The 20921-nt window shown below is 62.6% G+C and carries 21 protein-coding genes; 18 read left to right on the top strand and 3 right to left on the bottom strand.

The window, feature by feature from the left end; translation table 11 throughout:
- Positions 1-19: 19 nt before the first annotated feature.
- The 13 genes from B059_RS0106125 to B059_RS0106065 are packed head-to-tail and all read left to right on the top strand — an operon-like array spanning position 20 to position 13467.
- Complete coding sequence (locus B059_RS0106125) at positions 20-1273, top strand: NADH-quinone oxidoreductase subunit D (RefSeq protein WP_018077367.1); 1254 nt, start codon at positions 20-22, stop codon at positions 1271-1273.
- Positions 1273-1773, top strand: a complete 501-nt coding sequence (gene nuoE, locus B059_RS0106120; protein ID WP_018077366.1) for an NADH-quinone oxidoreductase subunit NuoE — start codon at positions 1273-1275, stop codon at positions 1771-1773. Before B059_RS0106125 ends, nuoE begins: the two co-directional genes overlap by 1 nt.
- Positions 1770-3050, top strand: a complete 1281-nt coding sequence (nuoF, locus tag B059_RS0106115; RefSeq protein WP_018077365.1) for an NADH-quinone oxidoreductase subunit NuoF — start codon at positions 1770-1772, stop codon at positions 3048-3050. Before nuoE ends, nuoF begins: the two co-directional genes overlap by 4 nt.
- A 13-nt stretch (positions 3051-3063) precedes the next feature.
- On the top strand, positions 3064-5436 hold the full coding sequence (gene nuoG / locus B059_RS0106110) for an NADH-quinone oxidoreductase subunit NuoG (RefSeq protein WP_018077364.1): 2373 nt from the start codon (positions 3064-3066) through the stop codon (positions 5434-5436).
- Entirely contained in the window at positions 5436-6461 is a 1026-nt protein-coding gene (gene nuoH / locus B059_RS0106105) for an NADH-quinone oxidoreductase subunit NuoH (RefSeq protein ID WP_018077363.1), read from the top strand. The genes nuoG and nuoH overlap by 1 nt, the downstream gene beginning before the upstream one ends.
- A gap of 7 nt (positions 6462-6468) precedes the next feature.
- Complete coding sequence (nuoI, locus tag B059_RS0106100) at positions 6469-6957, top strand: NADH-quinone oxidoreductase subunit NuoI (RefSeq protein WP_018077362.1); 489 nt, start codon at positions 6469-6471, stop codon at positions 6955-6957.
- Positions 6958-6966: 9 nt separating this feature from the next.
- On the top strand, positions 6967-7608 hold the full coding sequence (locus tag B059_RS0106095) for an NADH-quinone oxidoreductase subunit J (protein ID WP_018077361.1): 642 nt from the start codon (positions 6967-6969) through the stop codon (positions 7606-7608).
- Positions 7605-7910: an NADH-quinone oxidoreductase subunit NuoK gene (gene nuoK, locus B059_RS0106090; protein WP_018077360.1), complete on the top strand. Its 306-nt coding sequence runs from the start codon at positions 7605-7607 to the stop codon at positions 7908-7910. Before B059_RS0106095 ends, nuoK begins: the two co-directional genes overlap by 4 nt.
- A gap of 4 nt (positions 7911-7914) precedes the next feature.
- Positions 7915-9912, top strand: coding sequence for an NADH-quinone oxidoreductase subunit L (gene nuoL, locus B059_RS0106085; RefSeq protein WP_018077359.1), 1998 nt, complete (start codon positions 7915-7917; stop codon positions 9910-9912).
- 26 nt (positions 9913-9938) lie between these two features.
- Positions 9939-11423 carry an NADH-quinone oxidoreductase subunit M gene (locus tag B059_RS0106080; protein ID WP_026177345.1) on the top strand — a complete coding sequence of 495 codons (1485 nt, stop codon included), beginning with the start codon at positions 9939-9941 and terminating at the stop codon, positions 11421-11423.
- A gap of 9 nt (positions 11424-11432) precedes the next feature.
- Entirely contained in the window at positions 11433-12878 is a 1446-nt protein-coding gene (gene nuoN / locus B059_RS0106075; protein ID WP_018077357.1) for an NADH-quinone oxidoreductase subunit NuoN, read from the top strand.
- A 56-nt stretch (positions 12879-12934) separates the two neighbouring features.
- Complete coding sequence (locus B059_RS0106070) at positions 12935-13237, top strand: DUF2818 family protein (RefSeq protein ID WP_018077356.1); 303 nt, start codon at positions 12935-12937, stop codon at positions 13235-13237.
- Positions 13238-13251: 14 nt separating this feature from the next.
- Positions 13252-13467: an RNA-binding S4 domain-containing protein gene (locus tag B059_RS0106065; protein WP_026177344.1), complete on the top strand. Its 216-nt coding sequence runs from the start codon at positions 13252-13254 to the stop codon at positions 13465-13467.
- Here B059_RS0106065 and B059_RS0106060 read toward each other — a convergent pair.
- Genes B059_RS0106060 through B059_RS0106050 form a run of 3 tightly spaced genes read right to left on the bottom strand, consistent with a single transcriptional unit; the run spans position 13464 to position 17129 of the window.
- Positions 13464-13733 carry an AF1514 family protein gene (locus tag B059_RS0106060; protein WP_018077354.1) on the bottom strand — a complete coding sequence of 90 codons (270 nt, stop codon included), beginning with the start codon at positions 13731-13733 and terminating at the stop codon, positions 13464-13466. The genes B059_RS0106065 and B059_RS0106060 overlap by 4 nt on opposite strands.
- Positions 13730-16303, bottom strand: a complete 2574-nt coding sequence (gene mutS, locus B059_RS0106055) for a DNA mismatch repair protein MutS (RefSeq protein WP_018077353.1) — start codon at positions 16301-16303, stop codon at positions 13730-13732. Before mutS ends, B059_RS0106060 begins: the two co-directional genes overlap by 4 nt.
- A 19-nt stretch (positions 16304-16322) precedes the next feature.
- Positions 16323-17129 carry an inositol monophosphatase family protein gene (locus B059_RS0106050; RefSeq protein ID WP_018077352.1) on the bottom strand — a complete coding sequence of 269 codons (807 nt, stop codon included), beginning with the start codon at positions 17127-17129 and terminating at the stop codon, positions 16323-16325.
- A 45-nt stretch (positions 17130-17174) separates the two neighbouring features.
- Between B059_RS0106050 and B059_RS0106045 the strand changes: the two genes are divergently transcribed.
- The 5 genes from B059_RS0106045 to iscU all read left to right on the top strand — a co-directional run bounded on the left by B059_RS0106045 (position 17175) and on the right by iscU (position 20920).
- A complete protein-coding gene (locus B059_RS0106045) occupies positions 17175-17942 on the top strand; it encodes an RNA methyltransferase (RefSeq protein ID WP_026177343.1) in 768 nt (255 codons plus the stop codon).
- 36 nt (positions 17943-17978) lie between these two features.
- Positions 17979-18737 (top strand): serine O-acetyltransferase, encoded by a 759-nt coding sequence (gene cysE, locus B059_RS0106040; RefSeq protein WP_018077350.1) that lies wholly within the window; start codon positions 17979-17981, stop codon positions 18735-18737.
- A 75-nt stretch (positions 18738-18812) separates the two neighbouring features.
- Positions 18813-19280, top strand: a complete 468-nt coding sequence (iscR, locus tag B059_RS0106035) for a Fe-S cluster assembly transcriptional regulator IscR (RefSeq protein WP_018077349.1) — start codon at positions 18813-18815, stop codon at positions 19278-19280.
- Positions 19281-19302: 22 nt separating this feature from the next.
- Entirely contained in the window at positions 19303-20511 is a 1209-nt protein-coding gene (locus B059_RS0106030; RefSeq protein ID WP_018077348.1) for an IscS subfamily cysteine desulfurase, read from the top strand.
- A 22-nt stretch (positions 20512-20533) separates the two neighbouring features.
- Positions 20534-20920: a Fe-S cluster assembly scaffold IscU gene (gene iscU / locus B059_RS0106025; protein WP_018077347.1), complete on the top strand. Its 387-nt coding sequence runs from the start codon at positions 20534-20536 to the stop codon at positions 20918-20920.
- Position 20921 lies beyond the last annotated feature (1 nt).

Genomic DNA, 20921 nt, shown 5'->3' with positions numbered 1-20921 from the left:
GTTGTCCCGGAGTGTTCAAATGGCTGAAATCCGGAACTACACCATGAACTTCGGGCCGCAGCACCCGGCCGCGCACGGCGTGCTGCGCTTGGTGCTGGAGCTGGACGGCGAGGTGATCCAGCGCGCCGACCCGCACATCGGCCTGCTGCACCGCGCCACCGAAAAACTGGCCGAACACAAGACCTTCCTGCAGTCGGTGCCCTACATGGACCGTCTCGACTATGTGTCGATGATGGTCAACGAGCACGCCTACGTGATGGCGATCGAAAAGCTGCTGCAGATCGACGTCCCCGAGCGTGCGCAATACATCCGGGTAATGTTCGACGAAATCACCCGCGTGCTGAACCACCTGCTGTGGCTGGGCGCGCATGCGCTCGACGTCGGTGCGATGACGGTGTTCCTGTATGCCTTCCGCGAGCGCGAAGACCTGATGGACTGCTACGAGGCGGTTTCCGGCGCGCGCTTGCACGCGGCCTACTATCGCCCCGGCGGGGTCTACCGTGACCTGCCCGACAGCATGCCGCAATACCAGGCGCAGCACACCCGCAACGAGGCGACGCTGAAGTCGATGAACGCCAATCGTCAGGGGTCGCTGCTCGACTTCATCGAGGACTTCACCCAGCGCTTCCCGACCTATATCGACGACTATGAAACCCTGCTGACCGACAACCGTATCTGGAAGCAGCGCACCGTAGGCATCGGGGTGGTATCTCCCGAGCGCGCGCTGGCGCTGGGTTTTACCGGGCCCATGCTGCGTGGCTCCGGCGTCGAATGGGATCTGCGCAAGAAACAGCCCTACGAAGTCTACGACCGCATGGATTTCGACATCCCGGTCGGCACCAACGGCGACTGCTATGACCGCTATCTGGTCCGGATCGAGGAAATGCGCCAGTCCAATCGCATCATCCGGCAGTGCGTCGACTGGCTGCGCAAGAACCCCGGCGTGGTCATCGTGGAGAACCACAAGGTTGCGCCGCCCGATCGCCTGTCGATGAAGCAGAACATGGAAGAGCTGATCCATCACTTCAAGCTCTTTACCGAAGGGATGCACGTGCCGGAAGGGGAGACGTATGCCGCAGTGGAGCACCCCAAGGGCGAATTCGGCATCTATCTGGTGTCGGACGGTGCCAACAAACCCTACCGCCTGAAAATCCGTGCGCCGGGCTACGCGCATCTGGCCGCGCTCGATGAAATGAGCCGTGGTCACATGATCGCCGACGTCGTCGCCATCATCGGCACGCAGGATATCGTTTTCGGAGAGATCGACCGCTGATGGCCAATCCTGACTTGAACAGCCTGCGGCTGAGTGCCGAATCCCTTGCGCTGATCGACGCTGAAGTCGCCAAATACCCGTCGGAGCAGAAGCAGTCGGCGGTAATGGCTGCGTTGCGCATCGCGCAAACCGAATGCGGCTGGCTCAAGCCGGAATTGATCGAGTATGTCGCGGACTATCTCGAGATGCCGGCGATTGCCGCATACGAGGTTGCCACGTTTTACAACATGTACGACACCCAGCCGGTGGGCCGCCACAAGATCACCGTGTGCACCAATCTGCCGTGCGCGCTGATGGGGGCGAACGAGATTGCCGGGCATCTCAGGCAGAAGCTCGGTATCGGCTTTGGCGAAACCACCGAGGATGGCCGTTTCACCCTGAAAGAGGGTGAATGCATGGGGGCGTGCGGTGATGCGCCGATGTGCCTGCACAATAACCATGCAATGCACACGCACCTGACCCCCGAGAAGATGGACGAGTTGCTGGACAAGCTGAAATGAGTCTGCTCGCTCCCACCTCCCAGGTCTGCAGCTGGACGCAGGCGCTCGACGACCCGGCATCGCTCGCGACCTATGTCGCCAACGGCGGTTATCAGGCGCTGCGCCGCGTGGTGACCGAGCAGATGCCGGGTGACGCCATCATTGCCGAGCTCAAGACCAGCGCATTGCGCGGCCGCGGCGGCGCAGGCTTCCCCACCGGACTCAAGTGGAGCTTCATGCCGCGCGCGTTTCCGGGCGACAAGTACATCGTCTGCAATAGCGACGAGGGCGAGCCGGGCACTTTCAAGGATCGCGACATCCTGCGCTACAACCCGCACCAGCTGATCGAGGGCATGGCGATCGCCGGCTACGTGCTCGGCGCCAAGGTCGGCTACAACTACATCCACGGCGAAATCTTCGAGATCTATGACATCTTCGAGCGCGCGCTGAAGGAAGCGCGCGAGGCGGGCTATCTCGGCGACAATCTGTTCGGCACCGATTTCTGCTTCCAGCTGCATGCGCACCATGGCTATGGCGCCTATATCTGCGGCGAGGAAACCGCGCTGCTGGAGTCGATCGAAGGGAAAAAAGGCCAGCCGCGCTTCAAGCCGCCATTTCCGGCCAGTTTCGGCCTGTACGGCAAGCCGACCACCATCAACAACACCGAGACACTGGCCTCGGTGCCATGGATCATGCAGCACGGCGGCCAGGCTTTCCTGGAACTGGGAAAACCCAACAACGGCGGCGCCAAGCTGTTCTCGATTTCGGGGCACGTCAACAAACCCGGCAATTACGAAGTACCGCTCGGCACGCCGTTCTCCGAACTGCTGCAGATGGCGGGCGGGGTGCGCAGCGGCCACCAATTGAAAGCGGTGATCCCGGGCGGATCGTCCGCGCCGGTACTGCCGGCCGGCATCATGATGGATTGCACCATGGATTTCGATTCCATCGCCAAGGCAGGCTCCATGCTGGGATCGGGCGCGGTCATCGTGATGGACGAAACCGTGTGCATGGTGCGCGCGCTGGAACGGCTGTCCTATTTCTACTTCGAGGAATCGTGCGGCCAGTGCACGCCGTGTCGCGAGGGCACCGGCTGGATGTACCGGGTGATCCACCGCATCGAGCACGGCCAGGGCCGGCCGGAAGACATGGACCTGCTCAACAGCGTGGCGGGGCACATAGGTGGCCATACGATCTGCGCGCTGGGCGACGCGGCGGCGATGCCGGTGCAAAGCTTCCTCAAACATTTTGGCCACGAGTTCGAGCACCACATCGAGCACAAGCGCTGCATGGTCTGAACGGAATATAACGATGGCTACGCTCAATATCGAAATTGACGGACGTGCGCTGCAGGTCGAAAGCGGCGACACCATCATGGATGCGGCGAATCAGGCCGGCATCACGATTCCGCATTTCTGTTATCACAAGAAGCTCTCGATCGCCGCCAACTGCCGCATGTGCCTGGTCCAGGTAGAGAAGGCGCCGAAACCGCTGCCGGCCTGTGCCACGCCGGTGACTGACGGCATGAAAGTGCACACGCGTTCGGAATACGCGATCGATGCGCAAAAAAGCGTGATGGAGTTCCTGCTGATCAACCATCCGCTCGACTGCCCGATCTGCGACCAGGGCGGCGAATGCACCCTGCAGGATCTGGCGGTGGGTTACGGCGGGTCGTCGTCGCGCTACCAGGAAGTCAAGCGCGTGGTGCGCGAGAAGAATCTCGGTCCCCTCATCGCCACCGACATGACGCGCTGCATCCACTGCACCCGCTGCATACGCTTCGGCCAGGAAATCGCCGGCGTGATGGAACTCGGCATGCCGGGGCGCGGCGAGCATGCCGAAGTGATGCCGTTCCTGGAAAACCAGGTGGCGTCCGAACTGTCGGGCAACGTCATCGATTTGTGCCCGGTCGGTGCGCTGACCAGCAAACCCTTCCGCTACACCGCCCGCACCTGGGAACTGTCGCGCCGTGCCTCGATCAGCCCGCACGACAGCCTGGGTTCCAACCTCGAAGTCCACGTCAAGGACAACAGAGTGATGCGGGTGCTGCCACGCGAGAACGAGGACGTCAACGAATGCTGGCTGGCCGACCGCGACCGTTTTTCCTATGAAGGCCTCAACACGCCCGAGCGCCTGACCCAGCCTATGGTCAAGCAGGACGGGCAATGGGTGGAAACCACCTGGCAGGCCGCGCTGGAACATGTTGCGGACAAATTGAAATCGATCCCGGCCGGGCAAATCGGTGCGCTGTCGACGCCGTATCGTCCGGCGGAAGAGCTTTTCCTGTTGCAGAAGCTGATGCGCGGCCTTGGCAGCGGCAACGTCGACCATCGCCTGCGGCAGTCGGATTTCTCGCTCGACGACAAGGCGCACGGCGGCTTCTGGCTGGGCATGCCGGTGACCTACATGTCGCGCCTCGACCGCATGCTGGTAGTGGGCTCCAACCTGCGCAAGGATCATCCCTTGATGGCGCATCGCATCCGCGAGTCGGTTCGTTGGCATGGCCAGCTCAATATGATCAACGCGCACGAGGACGAATTCCTCGGCAAGGTGCACGCCAAGCGCATCGTCGCGCCGTCTCAGCTTGCTACGTCGCTGGCAGGCGTGTGCCGTGCCTTGGCCGAACTGAAGAACATGCCGGTGCCCGGGATTGCGGCACATGGTGCTGTCGACGATACCGCGCGCAAGATGGCGGAGAGTATTTCAGGCGGCAGCCAGGGTGCAACAGACAGGGGGCGTGCCGTCTTTCTCGGCAACATGGCGCAGCATCATCCCGGCTATTCGCAGATTCACGCCCTGGCGCAGGAAGTGGCGAGGCTCGCCGGCGCTAGTTTCGGCGTGCTGGGCGAAGCGGCCAACAGCGTTGGTGCGGTGGCGGTTGGTGCGATTCCCATATGCGGACCGCTCGGACAACCTGCCATCAAGGGATTGAATGCGTGGCAGATGCTGGCCCAGCCGTTGCGTGCCTATCTGCTGCTGGGCGTGGAAGCCGAGCTCGATACCCACGACCCGGTATCCGCGATGGCCAGCATCGATGCGGCGGAATTCGTCGTGGTGATGTCTCCCTACAAGGGGAAATCGCTCGACTACGCCGATGTGTTGTTGCCGATTGCACCGTGGACCGAAACCTCGGGAACCTTCGTCAACACCGAAGGAAGGATTCAGAGCTTCAGTGCCGTGGTGAAGCCGCTCGGCGAAACCCGTCCAGCCTGGAAGGTGCTGCGCGTGCTGGGCAACCTGTTGGGGCTGGCCGGATTCGACCACAACGATTCGAAGGAGGTGCTGCGCGACGCACTGGGCGAGACGCCCACGGGCTCGGTACAGGCTTTCCTTTCCAACGAGGTCGGCAGTGTGGCGGCCGCATTGCCACAGCCCGGCGACGGGCTGGAACGCGTTGCCGAAGTGCCGATTTATCAAACCGACGCCGTGGTGCGCCGTTCGCCATCGCTGCAGATGACGCAGGATGCGGCCCTGCCGGTGGCGCGCATGCATAGCCGCCTGATCGCCAGGCTGGGACTGCAGGAAAACGGCCGCGTCTCGGTGCGTCAGACCGCTAGCGCCCTGACACTGAAAGTGCAGCGTGACGATCTGTTGCCCGATACCTGCGTGCGTATTCCCAGCGGTCATCCCCTGACGGCGGGACTCGGACCGATGTTCGGTCCGATCACGGCGGAGCCGGTCTGATGGAGGCCGGACTCATGGCGGGTATGGACTGGGCTGCCATTCAAACCGTCGTCTGGACGCTGGTCAAGATTCTGGCGCTGGTGGTGCCGCTGATGCTGGGCGTGGCCTACCTTACGTACGCGGAAAGAAAAATCATCGGTTGGATGCAGGTTCGCATCGGTCCCAATCGCGTCGGTTTCCAGGGGCTGCTGCAGCCGATCGCCGATGCGGTGAAACTGCTGATGAAGGAAATCATCATTCCTTCCGGCGCCAGCCGGGGATTGTTCATCCTCGGCCCGATTCTCGTCATCGCACCCGCGCTGGCAGCGTGGGCGGTGATCCCGTTCACCGATACGCTGGTGCTCGCCAACATCAACGCCGGCCTGCTGTACGTGATGGCGATCACCTCGATGGGCGTCTACGGCGTCATCATCGCGGGCTGGGCGTCCAACTCCAAATACGCTTTCCTTGGCGCGATGCGTTCGGCGGCGCAGATCGTGTCGTACGAGATCGCCATGGGCTTTGCCCTGGTCGGCGTATTGATGGCATCGCAATCGCTCAACCTCGTCGACATCGTTCAGGGCCAGGCAGGCGGGCTGCATCAGTGGTATATCTGGCCGCTATTCCCCTTGTTCGTCGTCTATCTGGTCGCCGGTGTCGCCGAGACCAACCGTGCGCCGTTCGACGTTGCCGAAGGCGAATCCGAAATCGTCGCCGGCTTCCACGTCGAATATTCCGGCATGGCGTTCGCGGTATTCTTCCTCGCCGAATACGCCAACATGATCCTGGTCTCGGCGCTCACCACACTGATGTTCCTCGGCGGCTGGCTGTCGCCGGTGACTTTCCTGCCCGACGGCATCGTCTGGTGGCTTCTGAAGACCGGCTTCGTGCTGTTCCTCTTCCTGTGGTTCCGCGCCACCTTCCCGCGCTATCGCTACGACCAGATCATGCGCCTGGGCTGGAAGGTGTTCATCCCCATCACCATCGTCTGGATCGTCGTCGTCGGCGCCATGATGCAGACGCCGTATGGTCATTTCTTCCACTGAGCGCGCCATGAAACGGATCACCCATTTCTTCGGCAGCCTGCTCCTGATCGAACTGCTGCGCGGCATGATGCTTACCGGGCGGCACCTGTTCGCGCGCAAGATCACGGTGCAGTTCCCCGAAGAGAAAACCCCGCAAAGCCCGCGTTTTCGTGGCCTGCACGCGTTGCGCCGCTATCCCAACGGCGAGGAGCGCTGCATTGCCTGCAAGCTGTGCGAGGCGGTTTGCCCGGCGCTTGCCATCACCATCGAATCGGAACAGCGCGCCGACGGCACCCGCCGCACCACGCGCTACGATATCGACCTCACCAAGTGCATCTTCTGCGGCTTCTGCGAGGAATCCTGCCCGGTCGATTCCATCGTCGAAACCCGCATCCTCGAATACCATGGCGAGCAGCGCGGCGACCTCATTTATACCAAGTCCATGCTGCTTGCCATCGGCGACCAGCATGAGGAAAAGATTGCGAAAGACCGCGCGGCCGATGCGAAATTCCGCTGACCAATCGATATGACTTACACGACCGCGATCTTCTATTTCTTCGCCGCCATCCTGGTGTTTGCCGGAATGCGTGTCGTTACCGCGCGCAACCCGGTACATGCAGCGCTGTTTCTGGTTCTGGCGTTTTTTACCGCAGCCGGGCTGTGGATGCTGCTGGAAGCCGAGTTTCTCGCCATCACCCTGGTACTGGTCTACGTCGGTGCGGTGATGGTGCTGTTCCTGTTTGTGGTGATGATGCTCGACATCAATCTCGACAAGTTGCGCGAAGGCTTCTGGGATTACCTGCCGCTCGCCGGTTTCGTCTCGGTGCTGCTGGTGATCGAGATGGCACTGATACTGGGCAGCCGCCATTTCGGCCTGGAGGTGATGGGCACGCCGGCGCCGCATCCCGCCGACTACAGCAATACCAGGGAACTCGGGCGGCTGCTGTATACCGACTATGTCTATGCATTCGAGCTTGCCGCGGTGATCCTGCTGGTGGCGATCGTCGCCGCGATTGCGCTGACGCTGCGCCGCCGCAAGGACAGCAAGTACATCGATCCCGCCGCGCAGTCGAAAGTCAAGCGCAGCGACCGGTTGCGCATCGTGAAAATGCAGGCGGAAAAGGGGCCAGTGGCCAGGATTCAGGATTCAGGGGAGGGGGGCGCATGATTTCCCTGTCGCATTATCTGGTGCTGGGCGGCATTCTGTTCGCCATCAGCGTGCTGGGCATCTTCCTCAACCGCAAGAACGTCATCATTCTGTTGATGGCGATCGAGTTGATGCTGCTGGCGGTGAACATGAACTTCATCGCGTTTTCGCATTACCTCGGCGATATCCATGGCCAGATCTTCGTCTTCTTCATCCTCACCGTCGCCGCGGCCGAATCGGCTATAGGCCTGGCGATCCTGGTGTTGCTGTTCCGCAATCTGCACACGATCAACGTCGATGACCTCGACCAACTGAAAGGCTGATCGGATGGACATGCAGATGCTCTATCTCATCGTGCCGCTGGCACCCCTCGCCGGGGCCATCATCGCCGGCCTGTTCGGCAAATGGGTCGGCCGCACCGGCGCGCATCTGGCCACCATCGCCGGCGTGACGGTGTCGCTGATCGCCTCGGTGCTGGTGTTCCAGGACGTGCTGGCCGGGCACACTTTCAACGGCACGGTCTACACCTGGATGGTCCTTGGCGACCTGCGGCTGGAGGTCGGCTTCCTGATCGATGCGCTCACCGCGATGATGATGCTAGTCGTTACCTTCGTCTCGCTGATGGTGCATATTTACACCATCGGCTATATGCACGACGATCCGGGCTATCAGCGCTTCTTCAGCTACATCTCGCTGTTCACCTTCTCGATGCTGATGCTGGTGATGAGCAACAACTTCCTGCAGCTGTTCTTCGGCTGGGAAGCGGTCGGCCTGGTGTCCTACCTGCTGATCGGCTTCTGGTACACCAAGGAGACCGCGATCTACGCCAACCTCAAGGCCTTCCTGGTCAACCGTGTCGGCGATTTCGGCTTCATCCTCGGCATCGGCCTGGTGCTGGCGCATTTCGGCTCGCTCGACTACGCCACGGTGTTCGCCAGGGCGCCTTCGCTTGCGAACGAAACGATCACGATCTGGTTCGACACGCCGTGGATGCTGATGACCGTGATCGGCATCCTCCTATTCATTGGCGCGATGGGCAAGTCGGCGCAATTCCCGCTGCACGTCTGGCTGCCCGACTCGATGGAAGGCCCGACCCCGATCTCCGCGCTGATCCACGCCGCGACCATGGTGACCGCCGGCATCTTCATGGTCGCGCGCATGTCGCCGCTGTATGAACTGTCCGACGTGGCGCTCTCCTTCATCATGGTGATCGGCGCGATCACCGCGCTGTTCATGGGCCTCCTCGGCATCGTGCAGAACGACATCAAGCGGGTGATCGCCTATTCGACGCTGTCGCAACTCGGCTACATGACGGTGGCACTCGGTGCTTCGGCCTATTCGGTCGCGGTGTTCCACCTGATGACGCATGCCTTCTTCAAGGCGCTGCTGTTCCTTGCCGCCGGCAGCGTCATCATCGCCCTGCACCACAACCAGGACATCCGCTACATGGGCGGCCTGAAGAAGTACATGCCGATCACCTGGATCACTTCGCTGATCGGGTCGCTGGCGCTGATCGGCACCCCGTTCCTGTCTGGCTTCTATTCCAAGGAAACCATCATCGAGGCGGCCAAGCTGTCGCACCTGCCGGTGGCTGATTTTGCCTACTGGGCGGTACTGATCGGCGTGTTCGTCACTGCCTTCTATTCCTTCCGCATGTATTTCCTCGTCTTCCACGGCAAGGAGCGCTTCCGGCAGGGGCACGCCCACGGCAACGAACCCGACGCGCATCATGCCGGGCATCATGGCGAGACGCCGCACGAAACCCCGTGGGTGATCACCGGGCCCTTGCTTGCACTGGCACTGCCCTCGCTGGCGATCGGCTACATGACTATCGAACCGATGCTGTACGGCGACTTTTTTGGCAATGCGGTCTATGTCGCCGACCGCCACCCGGTGATGAACGAACTCAACCAGCATTTTCATGGCGCGCTGGCGATGGGGCTGCACGCGGTGACGACGCTGCCGTTCTGGCTGGCGGTGACAGGAGTGGGGCTGTCGGCATTCTTCTATCTCAAGCGCCCGGATATTCCGGCGGCCATGGCGCAGCGTTTCAAGTTCCTGTACCGGATGCTGCTCAACAAATACTGGTTTGATGAACTCTACAGCTGGCTGTTCGCCAAGGGCGCCCGCGCGCTCGGCGGCGGCCTGTGGCGGCGCGGCGACCAGAATGTGATCGACGGTTTCTTCGTCAACGGCTCGGCGTACCTGGTCGAACGCTTCTCGCGCCTGGCCAAGGCCTTCCAGTCCGGTTACATCTACCACTACGCGTTTGCCATGCTGATCGGGGTGTTTGCCCTGGTGACCTGGTTCGCGCGGCTCAACTAGCCGTGCCTAATTAAAATCCCATGCCCATGTTCGGACAATCGATTCTTTCTCTCGTCATCTGGGTGCCGATTCTGGCCGGGGTGGTGGTGCTTGCCACCGGTTCCGACCGCAACGCGCCGCTGGCACGCTGGATCGCGCTGGCCGGTGCGCTGCTGGGACTGATCGTTGCGTTCCCGCTGGTCAGCGGATTCGACACCGGCACCTCGGCGATGCAGTTCGTCGAAAAGCGGGAATGGATTCCCGTGATCAACGCCTTCTACCATCTCGGCGTCGACGGTATTTCGATGCCGCTGATCCTGTTGAACAGCTTCATCACGGTGCTGGTGGTCATCGCCGGCTGGCAGGTGATCCAGGACAAGGTGGCGCAGTACATGGCGGCCTTCCTCATCATGTCCGGCCTCATCAACGGTGTCTTCGCGGCGCTCGACGGCATCCTGTTCTATGTCTTCTTCGAAGGCATGCTGATCCCGCTGTATCTGATCATTGGCGTATGGGGCGGGCCGAACCGCGTGTATGCCGCGATCAAGTTCTTCCTCTACACCCTGCTCGGCTCGCTGCTGATGCTGGTGTCGATGATCTATCTGTATTTCCAGTCCGGCGGCAGCTTCGACATCCAGACCTGGCACGCCACCACGCTCGGGATGACCGCGCAGACGCTGATGTTCTTCGCCTTCCTGCTGGCGTTCGGGGTCAAGGTGCCGATGTGGCCGGTGCATACCTGGCTGCCCGACGCCCACGTCGAGGCGCCTACCGGCGGCTCGGTGGTGCTGGCGGCAATCACGCTGAAGGTCGGTGCCTACGGCTTCCTGCGCTTCATCCTGCCGATCCTGCCGGACGCCAGCCACGAGCTCGCCTGGTTCGTCATCATGCTGTCGCTGATCGCGGTCGTCTATATCGGCCTGGTCGCGCTGGTGCAGGCCGACATGAAGAAACTCATTGCCTATTCGTCGATCGCCCACATGGGCTTCGTCACCCTCGGTTTTTTTCTGTTCAACCCGCTCGGTTGGGAAGGCGGGTTGGTGCAGATGATCTCGCACGGCTTCGTGTCGGCGGCGCTGTTTCTCTGCATCGGGGTGATGTATGACCGCCTGCACTCGCGGCAGATCAAGGATTATGGCGGCCTGGCCAGCAAGATGCCGGTATTTGCCGCCTTCTTCATGCTGTTCGCCATGGCCAATGCGGGGCTGCCTGCCACCAGCGGTTTCGTCGGCGAGTTCATGGTCATCATGGCGGCCACCCAGGTCAATTTCTGGTATGCCCTCATCGCCGCCACCACGCTGATCACCGGTGCGGCCTACACGCTGTGGATGTACAAGCGGGTAGTGTTCGGCAGTGTCACCAACCCGAAGGTCGAAGCGATGCGCGACATCGGTGCGCGCGAGATCCTGCTGCTGGGCGTGCTCGCCGTCTGCGTATTGGGCATGGGCCTGTATCCCAAGCCTTTCACCGATGTGATGCACGTGTCGGTGATCGACCTGTTGGCGCACGTCGCCCAAAGCAAACTGCCTTAAGGTTCCGAAATGCGCGATTCCCTCATTCAATTTGCACCCGCGCTGCCCGAGATCTTCGTGCTGGCGATGGTCTCGCTGATCCTAGTGATCGATGCCGCAGTCGATGACGGCAAGCGCACCATCGCCTATGTGTTGTCGCTCGTCACGCTGGCGGGTGCGGCTTTCCTCACCGTGCGCGATTTCTCGACCATGCCGGTGCTGGCGCTCGGCGGTCTCTTCATCGACGATCCGCTGGCCGACGTGCTGAAGCTGTTCCTCTACCTGACCGTCGCGGCGGTGCTGGTATATTCGCGCGACTATCTGCGCGAGCGCGGGCTCTACAAGGGCGAGTTCTTCGTGCTGTCGCTGTTCGCGCTGCTGGGCATGATGGTGATGGTGTCGGCCAGCCATTTCCTCACCCTGTATCTTGGCCTCGAACTGCTGTCGCTATCGCTGTATGCCATGGTTGCGCTGCAGCGCGATTCCAGCATGGCGACCGAGGCGGCGATGAAATATTTCGTGCTGGGGGCGCTGGCGTCGGGCATGCTGCTCTACGGCATGTCGATGGTCTACGGCGTCACCGGTTCGCTGGCGCTGGGCGACATGGCGCAGATGCTTTCCGACGGCACCGACCTGCGCATTCCGCTGGTATTCGGCATCGTCTTCATCGTCGCCGGCGTGGCGTTCAAACTGGGTGCGGTGCCGTTCCACATGTGGGTGCCCGACGTCTATCATGGTGCGCCGACTGCGATGACGCTGTTCATCGGCAGCGCGCCCAAGATTGCCGCGTTCGCCTTTGCGGTGCGTATCCTCGGCCAGGGACTGGAGTCGCAGGTGGCGGAATGGCGCGACATGCTGGTGATCCTGGCGGTGCTGTCGATGGCTGTGGGCAACATCGCCGCTATCGCGCAGAGCAACCTCAAGCGCATGTTCGCCTATTCGACGATCTCGCACATGGGGTTCATGCTGCTGGGCATCCTGGCGGGGTCGCAGAGCGGCTATGGCAGCGCGATGTTCTACGTGCTGGTGTATGCGCTGATGAGCCTGGGCGGCTTCGGCATGATCCTGCTGCTGTCGCGCGCCGGCTTCGAAGCCGACCAGCTCGACGATTTCAGGGGACTCAACCGCCGCAGCCCGTGGCTGGCTTTCCTGATGCTGCTCTTGATGTTCTCGATGGCAGGCATTCCGCCCGCGGTGGGCTTCTATGCCAAGCTCGCCGTGCTGCAGGCGGTCGTTGAAATCGGCTACGTGTGGCTGGCGGTGGTGGCAGTCCTGCTCTCGCTGGTCGGTGCGTTCTACTACCTGCGCATCGTCAAGCTGATGTATTTCGATGCGCCGCACGATACCGCGCCGATCGTTGCCAGCCCCGATGCCCGTCTCATCATGTCGGCCAACGGCCTGGCCATTCTGGCGCTCGGCATCCTGCCGCAACCGCTGATGGCGATATGCGTGCACGCCATCGGCGCGTCTTTCTGAACTAAATCACGCCGGAGCAGGTCTGTGCTCCGGCATCATCCGCTTCCGGAACCATTGTGAATTTTTCCACTTCCCTGTTGTTGATTCTGGCCTTTGTCGCGGCCAACCTGCCGTTTCTGTCCAGGCGCATTTTTTTCGTCGTTCGTCCCAGGTCGGGCAGCAAGGCCTTTTCCTGGCAGCTGCTGGAGCTGGTGGTCCTGTTTTTTGTGATCGGCGGCATCGCGCTGTTGCTGGAAGGCAAGCTCGGCGACGTCCACAAGCAGAACTGGGAGTTCTACGCGATCAATGCCGCGCTGTTCGTGGTGTTTGCCTATCCGGGATTCGTCTACCGCTATCTGTGGCGGCGGCGCGGGGCGTAGGCGGCGTGGCCACGATTGAATTCACCTTGCGTACCGAACACGTCGCGCTATGCGACCTGCTCAAACTCACCGGCATTGCCGACAGCGGCGGCCAGGGCAAGCTGATGATCGCCAACGGCGACGTGACCGTTGACGGCCAGCCGGAAAGCCGCAAGACGGCGAAAATCCGTGCCGGCCAAACGGTGGCCTGCCTCGGGCAGACGCTCAGGGTTCTGCCGGCCCGAGCCTAAAGAAAACAGAAAAAGAAGCGGCCGGAATCGAACTCCACCGCCAGCCGCGCGCCACGGTTCAATGCGTAATCCCACGAGCCCTTGGTGGCGCAGCCTTCGTGGCATTCGCTCACGCCGGCGGGGGATTCAAGATCGCGTTCTCGGTCATACCAGCTCAATAGCATCGTTTCATCGCCCAGCTGTTGCTGTGCCAGGGTGGTCGCCAGCTTCAACGCGGCGTTGAAGTCGAGGCCAAGTTCGTGGGTGTCGAGTCGCAGGGTTTTCATGGTGTCGTGCCGGTCATGGCTTTCAACGCGTAGAGCATGTCCAGCGCCGCCTTCGGCGTAAGCGTGTCAGGATCGAGCTCGCGCAGCTGGTCGAGCGCGGGATGGGGCGGGGGTTCGTCGCTGGGCAGATGGGCGGCGAACAGGTCGCCCTGCGGTCCGGGCTGCAGCTGGGCGTCCTCGAGTTCGCGCAGGTGACGTCGCGCTGCCACGATCACCGGGCTTGGTACGCCGGCCAGGCGCGCGACCTGGATGCCGTAGCTTTGCGAGGCCGGACCGTCCTCGACCGCATGCAGGAACACCAGGCCGGCGCCGTGTTCCTTGGCGTCGAGGTGCACGTTGACGAGCTGCTTGAATTCGTTGGCGAGCTGGGTCAGCTCGAAGTAATGGGTGGCGAACAGGGTGAAGGCGCGGGTCGCGGCGACCAGATGGCGCGCCACCGCCCACGCCAGCGCGAGGCCGTCGAAAGTCGAGGTGCCGCGGCCGATTTCGTCCAGCAGCACCAGGCTGCTGGCGCTGGCGTTGTGCAGGATGTGCGCGGTCTCGGTCATCTCGACCATGAAGGTCGAACGTCCGCCGGCCAGATCATCGGATGCGCCGATGCGGGTGAAGATCTGGTCGATGTCGCCGATTTTCGCTGAGCTGGCGGGCACCCACAGGCCGCAGCAGGCCAGCAGCGTCACCAGTGCCACCTGCCGCATATAGGTCGATTTGCCGCCCATGTTGGGGCCGGTGATCAGCAGCATCTGGCGGCTGCGGCTGAGTGCGGCGTCGTTGGGGATGAAGTGCTCGACCTGCGCCTCGACCACCGGATGACGGCCGCCGCGGATGACGATGCCGGGTTCGCTGCTGTAGTCGGGCGCGCACAGGCCGAGCGTATCCGCGCGCTCGGCCTGGCTTGCCAGCACGTCGATCTCGGCGAGCGCTGCTGCAATCGACAGCAGGGCGGGGACGTGCGGCGTGAGCGTGTCGAGCAGTGCCTCGAACAGCGCTTTCTCGCGCGCCAGCGCACGATCCTGCGCCGACAGCGCCTTGTCCTCGAAGGTTTTCAGTTCCGGCGTGATGTAGCGTTCGGCGTTCTTCAGCGTCTGGCGACGGCGGTAGTCGCCGGGGACATTGTCCGCCTGCGCGCGGCTGACCTCGATGTAGAAGCCGTGCACCTTGTTGTATTCGACCTTGAGGGTGCCGATGCCGGAGCGTTCGCGTTCGCGTTTTTCCAGTTCCAGCAGGAAGGCGCCGGCGTCGCGCGTCAGCGCGCGCAGTTCGTCGAGCTCGGCATCGTAGCCGTCGGCGATCACGCCGCCCTCGCGCAGCACGCTGGCGGGCTCCGGCTGGACGGCGCGGGCGAGCAGGACATGCAGGTCGGGACGCGCAGCGAGCGCCGCCTGCAGCGCCGACAGGCGTGCATGGTCGCCGGGCAGCGCGGCGGCGAGTTCGGGCAAGAGCGCCAGGGTGTCGCGCAGGCCGGAGAGATCGCGCGGGCGTGCGTTCTTCAACGCGATGCGCCCGCTGATACGTTCGACGTCGGCGCAGCCTTTCAGCAGTTGGCTGAGGGAAACCACGGTTTCCGGCAGCTCGGCCAGCACGCCGATGGCATCGCGCCGCCGCATCAGTATTTCACGGTCGCGCAGCGGATGGTGCAGCCAGTGCCTGAGCAATCGCGTTCCCATGCCGGTGGCGGTGGTGTCGAGCACCGACAGCAGGGTGGGTGCCGCTTCGCCGCGCAGCGTTTCGGTGAGCTCCAGGTTGCGCCGCGTGGCGGCGTCGAGCTGTACGTAGTCGCTGTCGCGTTCGGCGCGAATCGCCTGGATATGCGGCAGCGCGGTGCGCTGGGTGGTCTGGATGTAGTCGAGCAGGGCGCCCGCTGCGGCGATGGCCAGCGGCAGGTCGGCCACGCCGAAGCCGGCAAGATCGCGGCTGCCGAATTGCTGCGCCAGCCGGGTTTCCGCGCCTGCCGCGTCGAACTGCCACGGCGCCAGCCGGCGCACCGCGCAAGGGGCGCCTTCAAGCATGAAATCATCGGGCGCCAGGATTTCCGCCGGCCGCACTCGCGCCAGCAGGGCGGGCAGGGCCGCGGGGCTTGTCTCGCTGACCTGGAAGCGCCCGGCGGCAAGGTTGAGCCAGGCGACGCCGAGCGTCGCCGCATCAAGCTTGCCGCCGGGGGCGAGCGCCAGAATCAGCGTGTCGCGCGTCTCGTCCAGCAGGCCCGAATCCGTCAGGGTGCCTGGCGTCACGATGCGCGACACCTGCCGTTCCACCGGCCCCTTGCTGGCGGCCGGATCGCCCACCTGTTCGGCGATCACCACCGATTCGCCCAGCTTCAGCAGCCGCGCCAGGTACTGCTCGGCGCTGTGGTAGGGCACGCCGGCCATCTTGATCGGCGCACCGGCCGAGGCGCCGCGTGTGGTGAGCGTGATGTTCAACAGGCGCGCGGCTTTCTCGGCGTCGTCGAAAAACAGCTCGTAAAAATCGCCCATGCGGTAGAACAGCAGCATGTCCGGATGCTGCGCCTTGATGCCCAGGTACTGCTGCATCATCGGGGTGTGGGCAGTGGGCTCCTTGGCGATCGACATGGAGGGACGGACGTTTGGATCAGATTTTCAGTTCGGGTGGCAAATGCGGCGCGAGAATCTGCAGCATCTGAGCGAAGACTTTCGGGCTGGCGGCGACGATGTTGCCGGATTCGAGAAAGCCCTCGTCGCCCATGAAATTGCCGACCAGCGCGCCGGATTCCTGTGCGATCAGGCTGCCGGCGGCAAGATCCCAGGGCTGCAGGCGCATCTCCCAGAAGCCGTCATAGCGGCCGCAGCCGACATAAGCGAGATCGAGCGCAGCGGAGCCGGGGCGGCGCAGGCCGGAGGTGGCGTGCATCATGTCGCGGAACATGTTGATGTAGGCCTCGGCGAAGCTGAAATCGCGGAAGGGGAAGCCGGTGCCGATCAGGCATTCGGAGAGTTTGCTGCGTTTGCTGGCGCGGATGCGGCGCTCGTTGAGATAGGCACCGCGGCCGCGGCTGGCAGTAAAAAGCTCGTTGCGGGCGGGGTCGTACACCACGGCCTGGGTGATCTGGCCCTTGTGCCTGAGCGCGATGGAGACCGAATATTGCTGCAGGCCATGGAGGAAATTGGTGGTGCCGTCGAGCGGGTCGATGATCCACTGGTAATCCTCGCCGTTCCTGGCGTCGGCCGCGCCGGACTCCTCTGCTAAAATCCCATGATTTGGATAGGCGTCGAGCAGGGTTTCGATGATGGCGCGCTCGGCCATCTGGTCGACTTCGCTGACGTAATCGCGATCCTGCTTGCTGCGCACGGTGAGCTGGTCGAGGTCGAGCGAGGCGCGATTGATGATCGCCCCCGCCTTGCGGGCGGCTTTCACCGCCGTATTGAGCATGGGATGCATGATGTCTGGCAAACGATTCAAAGAACGAACTCGCCATTTTACTTGATGACCCTGTCAGACCCGAAACTTCTCGCCAATATTCGCATCGTGCTGACGCGCACCAGCCACCCGGGCAATATCGGCGCGGCGGCGCGTGCGATGAAGACGATGGGGCTGGCGCAGCTGGTTCTGGTCGATCCGGCCATCTTTCCCAACAGCCAGGCCGACGCCATGGCCTCGGGCGCGACCGACCTGCTGACGCGGGCGAGGGTGTGCGCCACGCTGGCCGAAGCACTGGCCGACACCACCCTGGCGCTGGGCGTGTCGGCACGCCGGCGCGATATCGTGGCCGAAGTGCTGACGCCGCCCGAGGCGTCCGCCCGCTTGCTGACCGAAGCACAAGCCGGCCCGGTGGCCCTGGTGTTCGGCAACGAAACCAGCGGGCTGTCGAACGAGGAGCTGAGCTTGTGCCAGGGGCTGGTGACGATCGCCGCCAACCCCGACTACAGTTCGCTCAACCTGGCGGCGGCGGTGCAGGTGTTGAGTTACGAGACCCGTCAGGCCTGGCTGCGGCATGCGAGCTGGCCGCAGCCGGATATCGATGCGGCGACGGGTGACGAGACGGAGAAGTTTTACGGCCACCTGGAAACCGCGCTGGCCGAACTGGAATTCTTGAACCGCGGCTCGCCCGGCAAGCTGATGCTGAAGCTGCGGCGGCTATTCGCGCGCACCCGGCTGGCGAAGGAAGAAGTGAACATCCTGCGCGGAATCCTGACCGCGGCGCAGGAGGCGAAACAGGCGGCGGTCAAGGCGCGGAATCCCGATGTCCAATAATTGACCAAGTTACCCGGAAACAGCATCCTCTAGCGCATGAACCTGCTCAGCAAATTCAAGGAAGACATCGCCGTCGTATTCGACCGCGACCCGGCGGCGCGCTCGATGTTTGAAGTCGTCACCACCTATCCCGGCTTTCATGCGATCGTCATCCACCGGCTGGCGAACAAGCTGTGGCGCATGGAGTGGAAATGGCTGGCGCGGTTCACCTCGCACCTCGGCCGCTGGTTCACCGGCATCGAGATCCATCCCGGCGCCAGCATCGGCCGCCGCGTGTTCATCGACCACGGCATGGGTGTGGTGGTGGGCGAGACCGCGGAAATCGGCGACGACTGCACGCTGTATCACGGCGTGACCCTGGGCGGGACCTCGTGGAACAAGGGCAAGCGCCACCCCACCCTGATGCCCGGCGTGGTGGTGGGGGCGGGCGCCAAGATCCTCGGCCCGATCACCATCGGCGCCAACGCACGCGTCGGCTCCAATGCCGTGGTGGTGAAGGACGTACCGGACAATGCGACGGCGGTGGGCATTCCCGCCCGCATCCTCGACAGCGCGGCGGAAAAACAGCGTAGCCAGCAGGCGGAAAAGCTGGGTTTCTCGGCCTATGCCATTTCCGCCGACATGAACGACCCGATGGTGAAGGCGATCCATGGACTGATCGACCATTCCGCCCACATCGATCATCGGCTGGAACTGATTTTGGCGCAGTTGCAGAAGCTGGGCGCGGAAATGCCGGTGGGGCAGGACAAGCCTGACGATTTCGATCCGAACTACCTGAATAAAATAGTTGACTAGATTGCTTGGGTAAGGAATAGTTGACCGAAATGCTCGGGTATTTTATAGTTCGGATGAAATTTCAGGAGAATAGTCATGAGGCTGACCACCAAGGGTCGATTTGCCGTTACCGCCATGCTCGACCTAGCGCTGCGCGGCGGCAAGAGTCCGGTGACGCTGGCCGGAATCAGCGAGCGCCAGGACATTTCCCTGTCGTACCTGGAGCAGCTTTTCAGCCGCCTGCGCCGCCATGAGTTGGTCGAAAGCGTGCGCGGCCCGGGCGGTGGCTATTACCTTGCCCGGCCGCTCGCGGATGTCAGCGTGGCCGACATCATTCGTGCCGTCGACGAACCCATCGACGCCACCCAGTGCGGTGGCAAGGAAAACTGCCACGACGAACACCGTTGCCTGACGCACGACTTGTGGACGGGACTCAACGCCCACATTTACGATTACCTGGACAACGTGACGCTGGCCACGCTGGTGGCCAAGCAGGACGAATGCAAGGACAAGGTGATTCAGGATCGCCGCGCATCAAAATCGAAGATGACGCTGGCTGTTTGAACGGTTCAATCAGGACAACACGATGAAAACACTGTATTTCGATTACTCCGCCACAACCCCGGTCGATCCCCGCGTGGCCGAAAAGATGATTCCCTATCTAACCGAGCATTTCGGCAATCCGGCATCACGCTCGCATCCGTTCGGCTGGGAAGCCGAAAAGGCGGTGGAAGACGCGCGTGCCCAGGTCGCTGCGCTGGTCGGTGCCGACCCCAAGGAAATCGTATTCACTTCCGGTGCCACCGAATCGAACAACCTCGCCATCAAGGGCGCCGGCCACTTTTATTCGGGCACCAAGGGCAAGCACATCATCACCGTGCGCACCGAGCACAAGGCGGTGCTCGACACCGTGCGCGAGATGGAGCGCCAGGGTTTCGAGGCGACCTACCTCAACGTCAGGGAAAACGGCCTCATCGACCTCGACGCATTCCGCGCGGCGATCCGCCCCGACACCGTGCTGGCCTCGGTGATGGCGGTCAACAACGAGATCGGCGTGATCCAGGACATCGACGCGATCGGCAGGATCTGCCGCGAGAAGGGCGTGATCTTTCATGTCGACGCGGCGCAGGCTACCGGCAAGATGCCGATCGACCTGAAGACGCTTCCCGTGGATTTGATGTCGTTCTCGGCGCACAAGACTTACGGCCCCAAGGGCATCGGTGCGCTGTACGTACGCCGCAAGCCGCGTATCCGCCTGGAAGCGCAGATGCATGGTGGCGGCCACGAGCGCGGCATGCGTTCGGGCACCCTGGCCACCCATCAGATCGTCGGCATGGGCGAAGCCTTCCGCATCGCCCGTGAAGAGATGGCGACCGAGAACGAACGCATCCGCATGCTGCGCGACCGCCTGTATGCGGGCCTGAAGGACATCGAGGAAGTGCACCTGAACGGCGACATGGAGCAGCGCGTGCCGCACAACCTCAACGTCAGCTTCAACTTCGTCGAAGGCGAATCGCTGATCATGGCGATCAAGGATCTGGCGGTGTCGTCCGGTTCCGCCTGCACCTCGGCCAGCCTGGAGCCGTCCTACGTGCTGCGCGCACTCGGCCGCAGCGACGAACTGGCGCACAGCTCGATCCGCTTCTCGATCGGCCGCTTCACCACCGAGGAGGAAGTCGACTACGCCATCAAGCTGCTGCACGAGAAGATCGGCAAGCTGCGCGAGCTTTCCCCGCTGTGGGAAATGTTCAAGGAAGGCGTCGATCTGAATACCGTGCAGTGGGCTGCACATTGAATTTGATGTAAAGGAGAACACCATGTCCTACAGCGATAAAGTACTCGATCACTACGAAAACCCCCGCAACGTCGGCTCTTTCGGCAAGGAAGACGAGGATGTCGGTACCGGCATGGTCGGCGCGCCTGCCTGCGGCGACGTGATGAAGCTGCAGATCAAGGTCGGCAAGGATGGCCTGATCGAAGACGCCAAGTTCAAGACCTACGGCTGCGGTTCGGCGATCGCCTCGTCCTCGCTGGTGACCGAATGGGTCAAGGGCAAGACGCTCGACCAGGCGATGGAAATCAAGAACACCGCGATCGCCGAGGAACTCGCGCTGCCGCCGGTCAAGATCCACTGCTCGATCCTCGCCGAAGACGCGATCAAGGCCGCGGTTGCCGACTACAAGCAGAAGCATAGCCAGGAGTAAA

The sequence above is a fragment of the Thiobacillus denitrificans DSM 12475 genome, assembly GCF_000376425.1.
Taxonomy (GTDB): Bacteria; Pseudomonadota; Gammaproteobacteria; order Burkholderiales; family Thiobacillaceae; genus Thiobacillus; species Thiobacillus denitrificans.
This window is presented reverse-complemented; position numbering and strand designations above follow the sequence as displayed.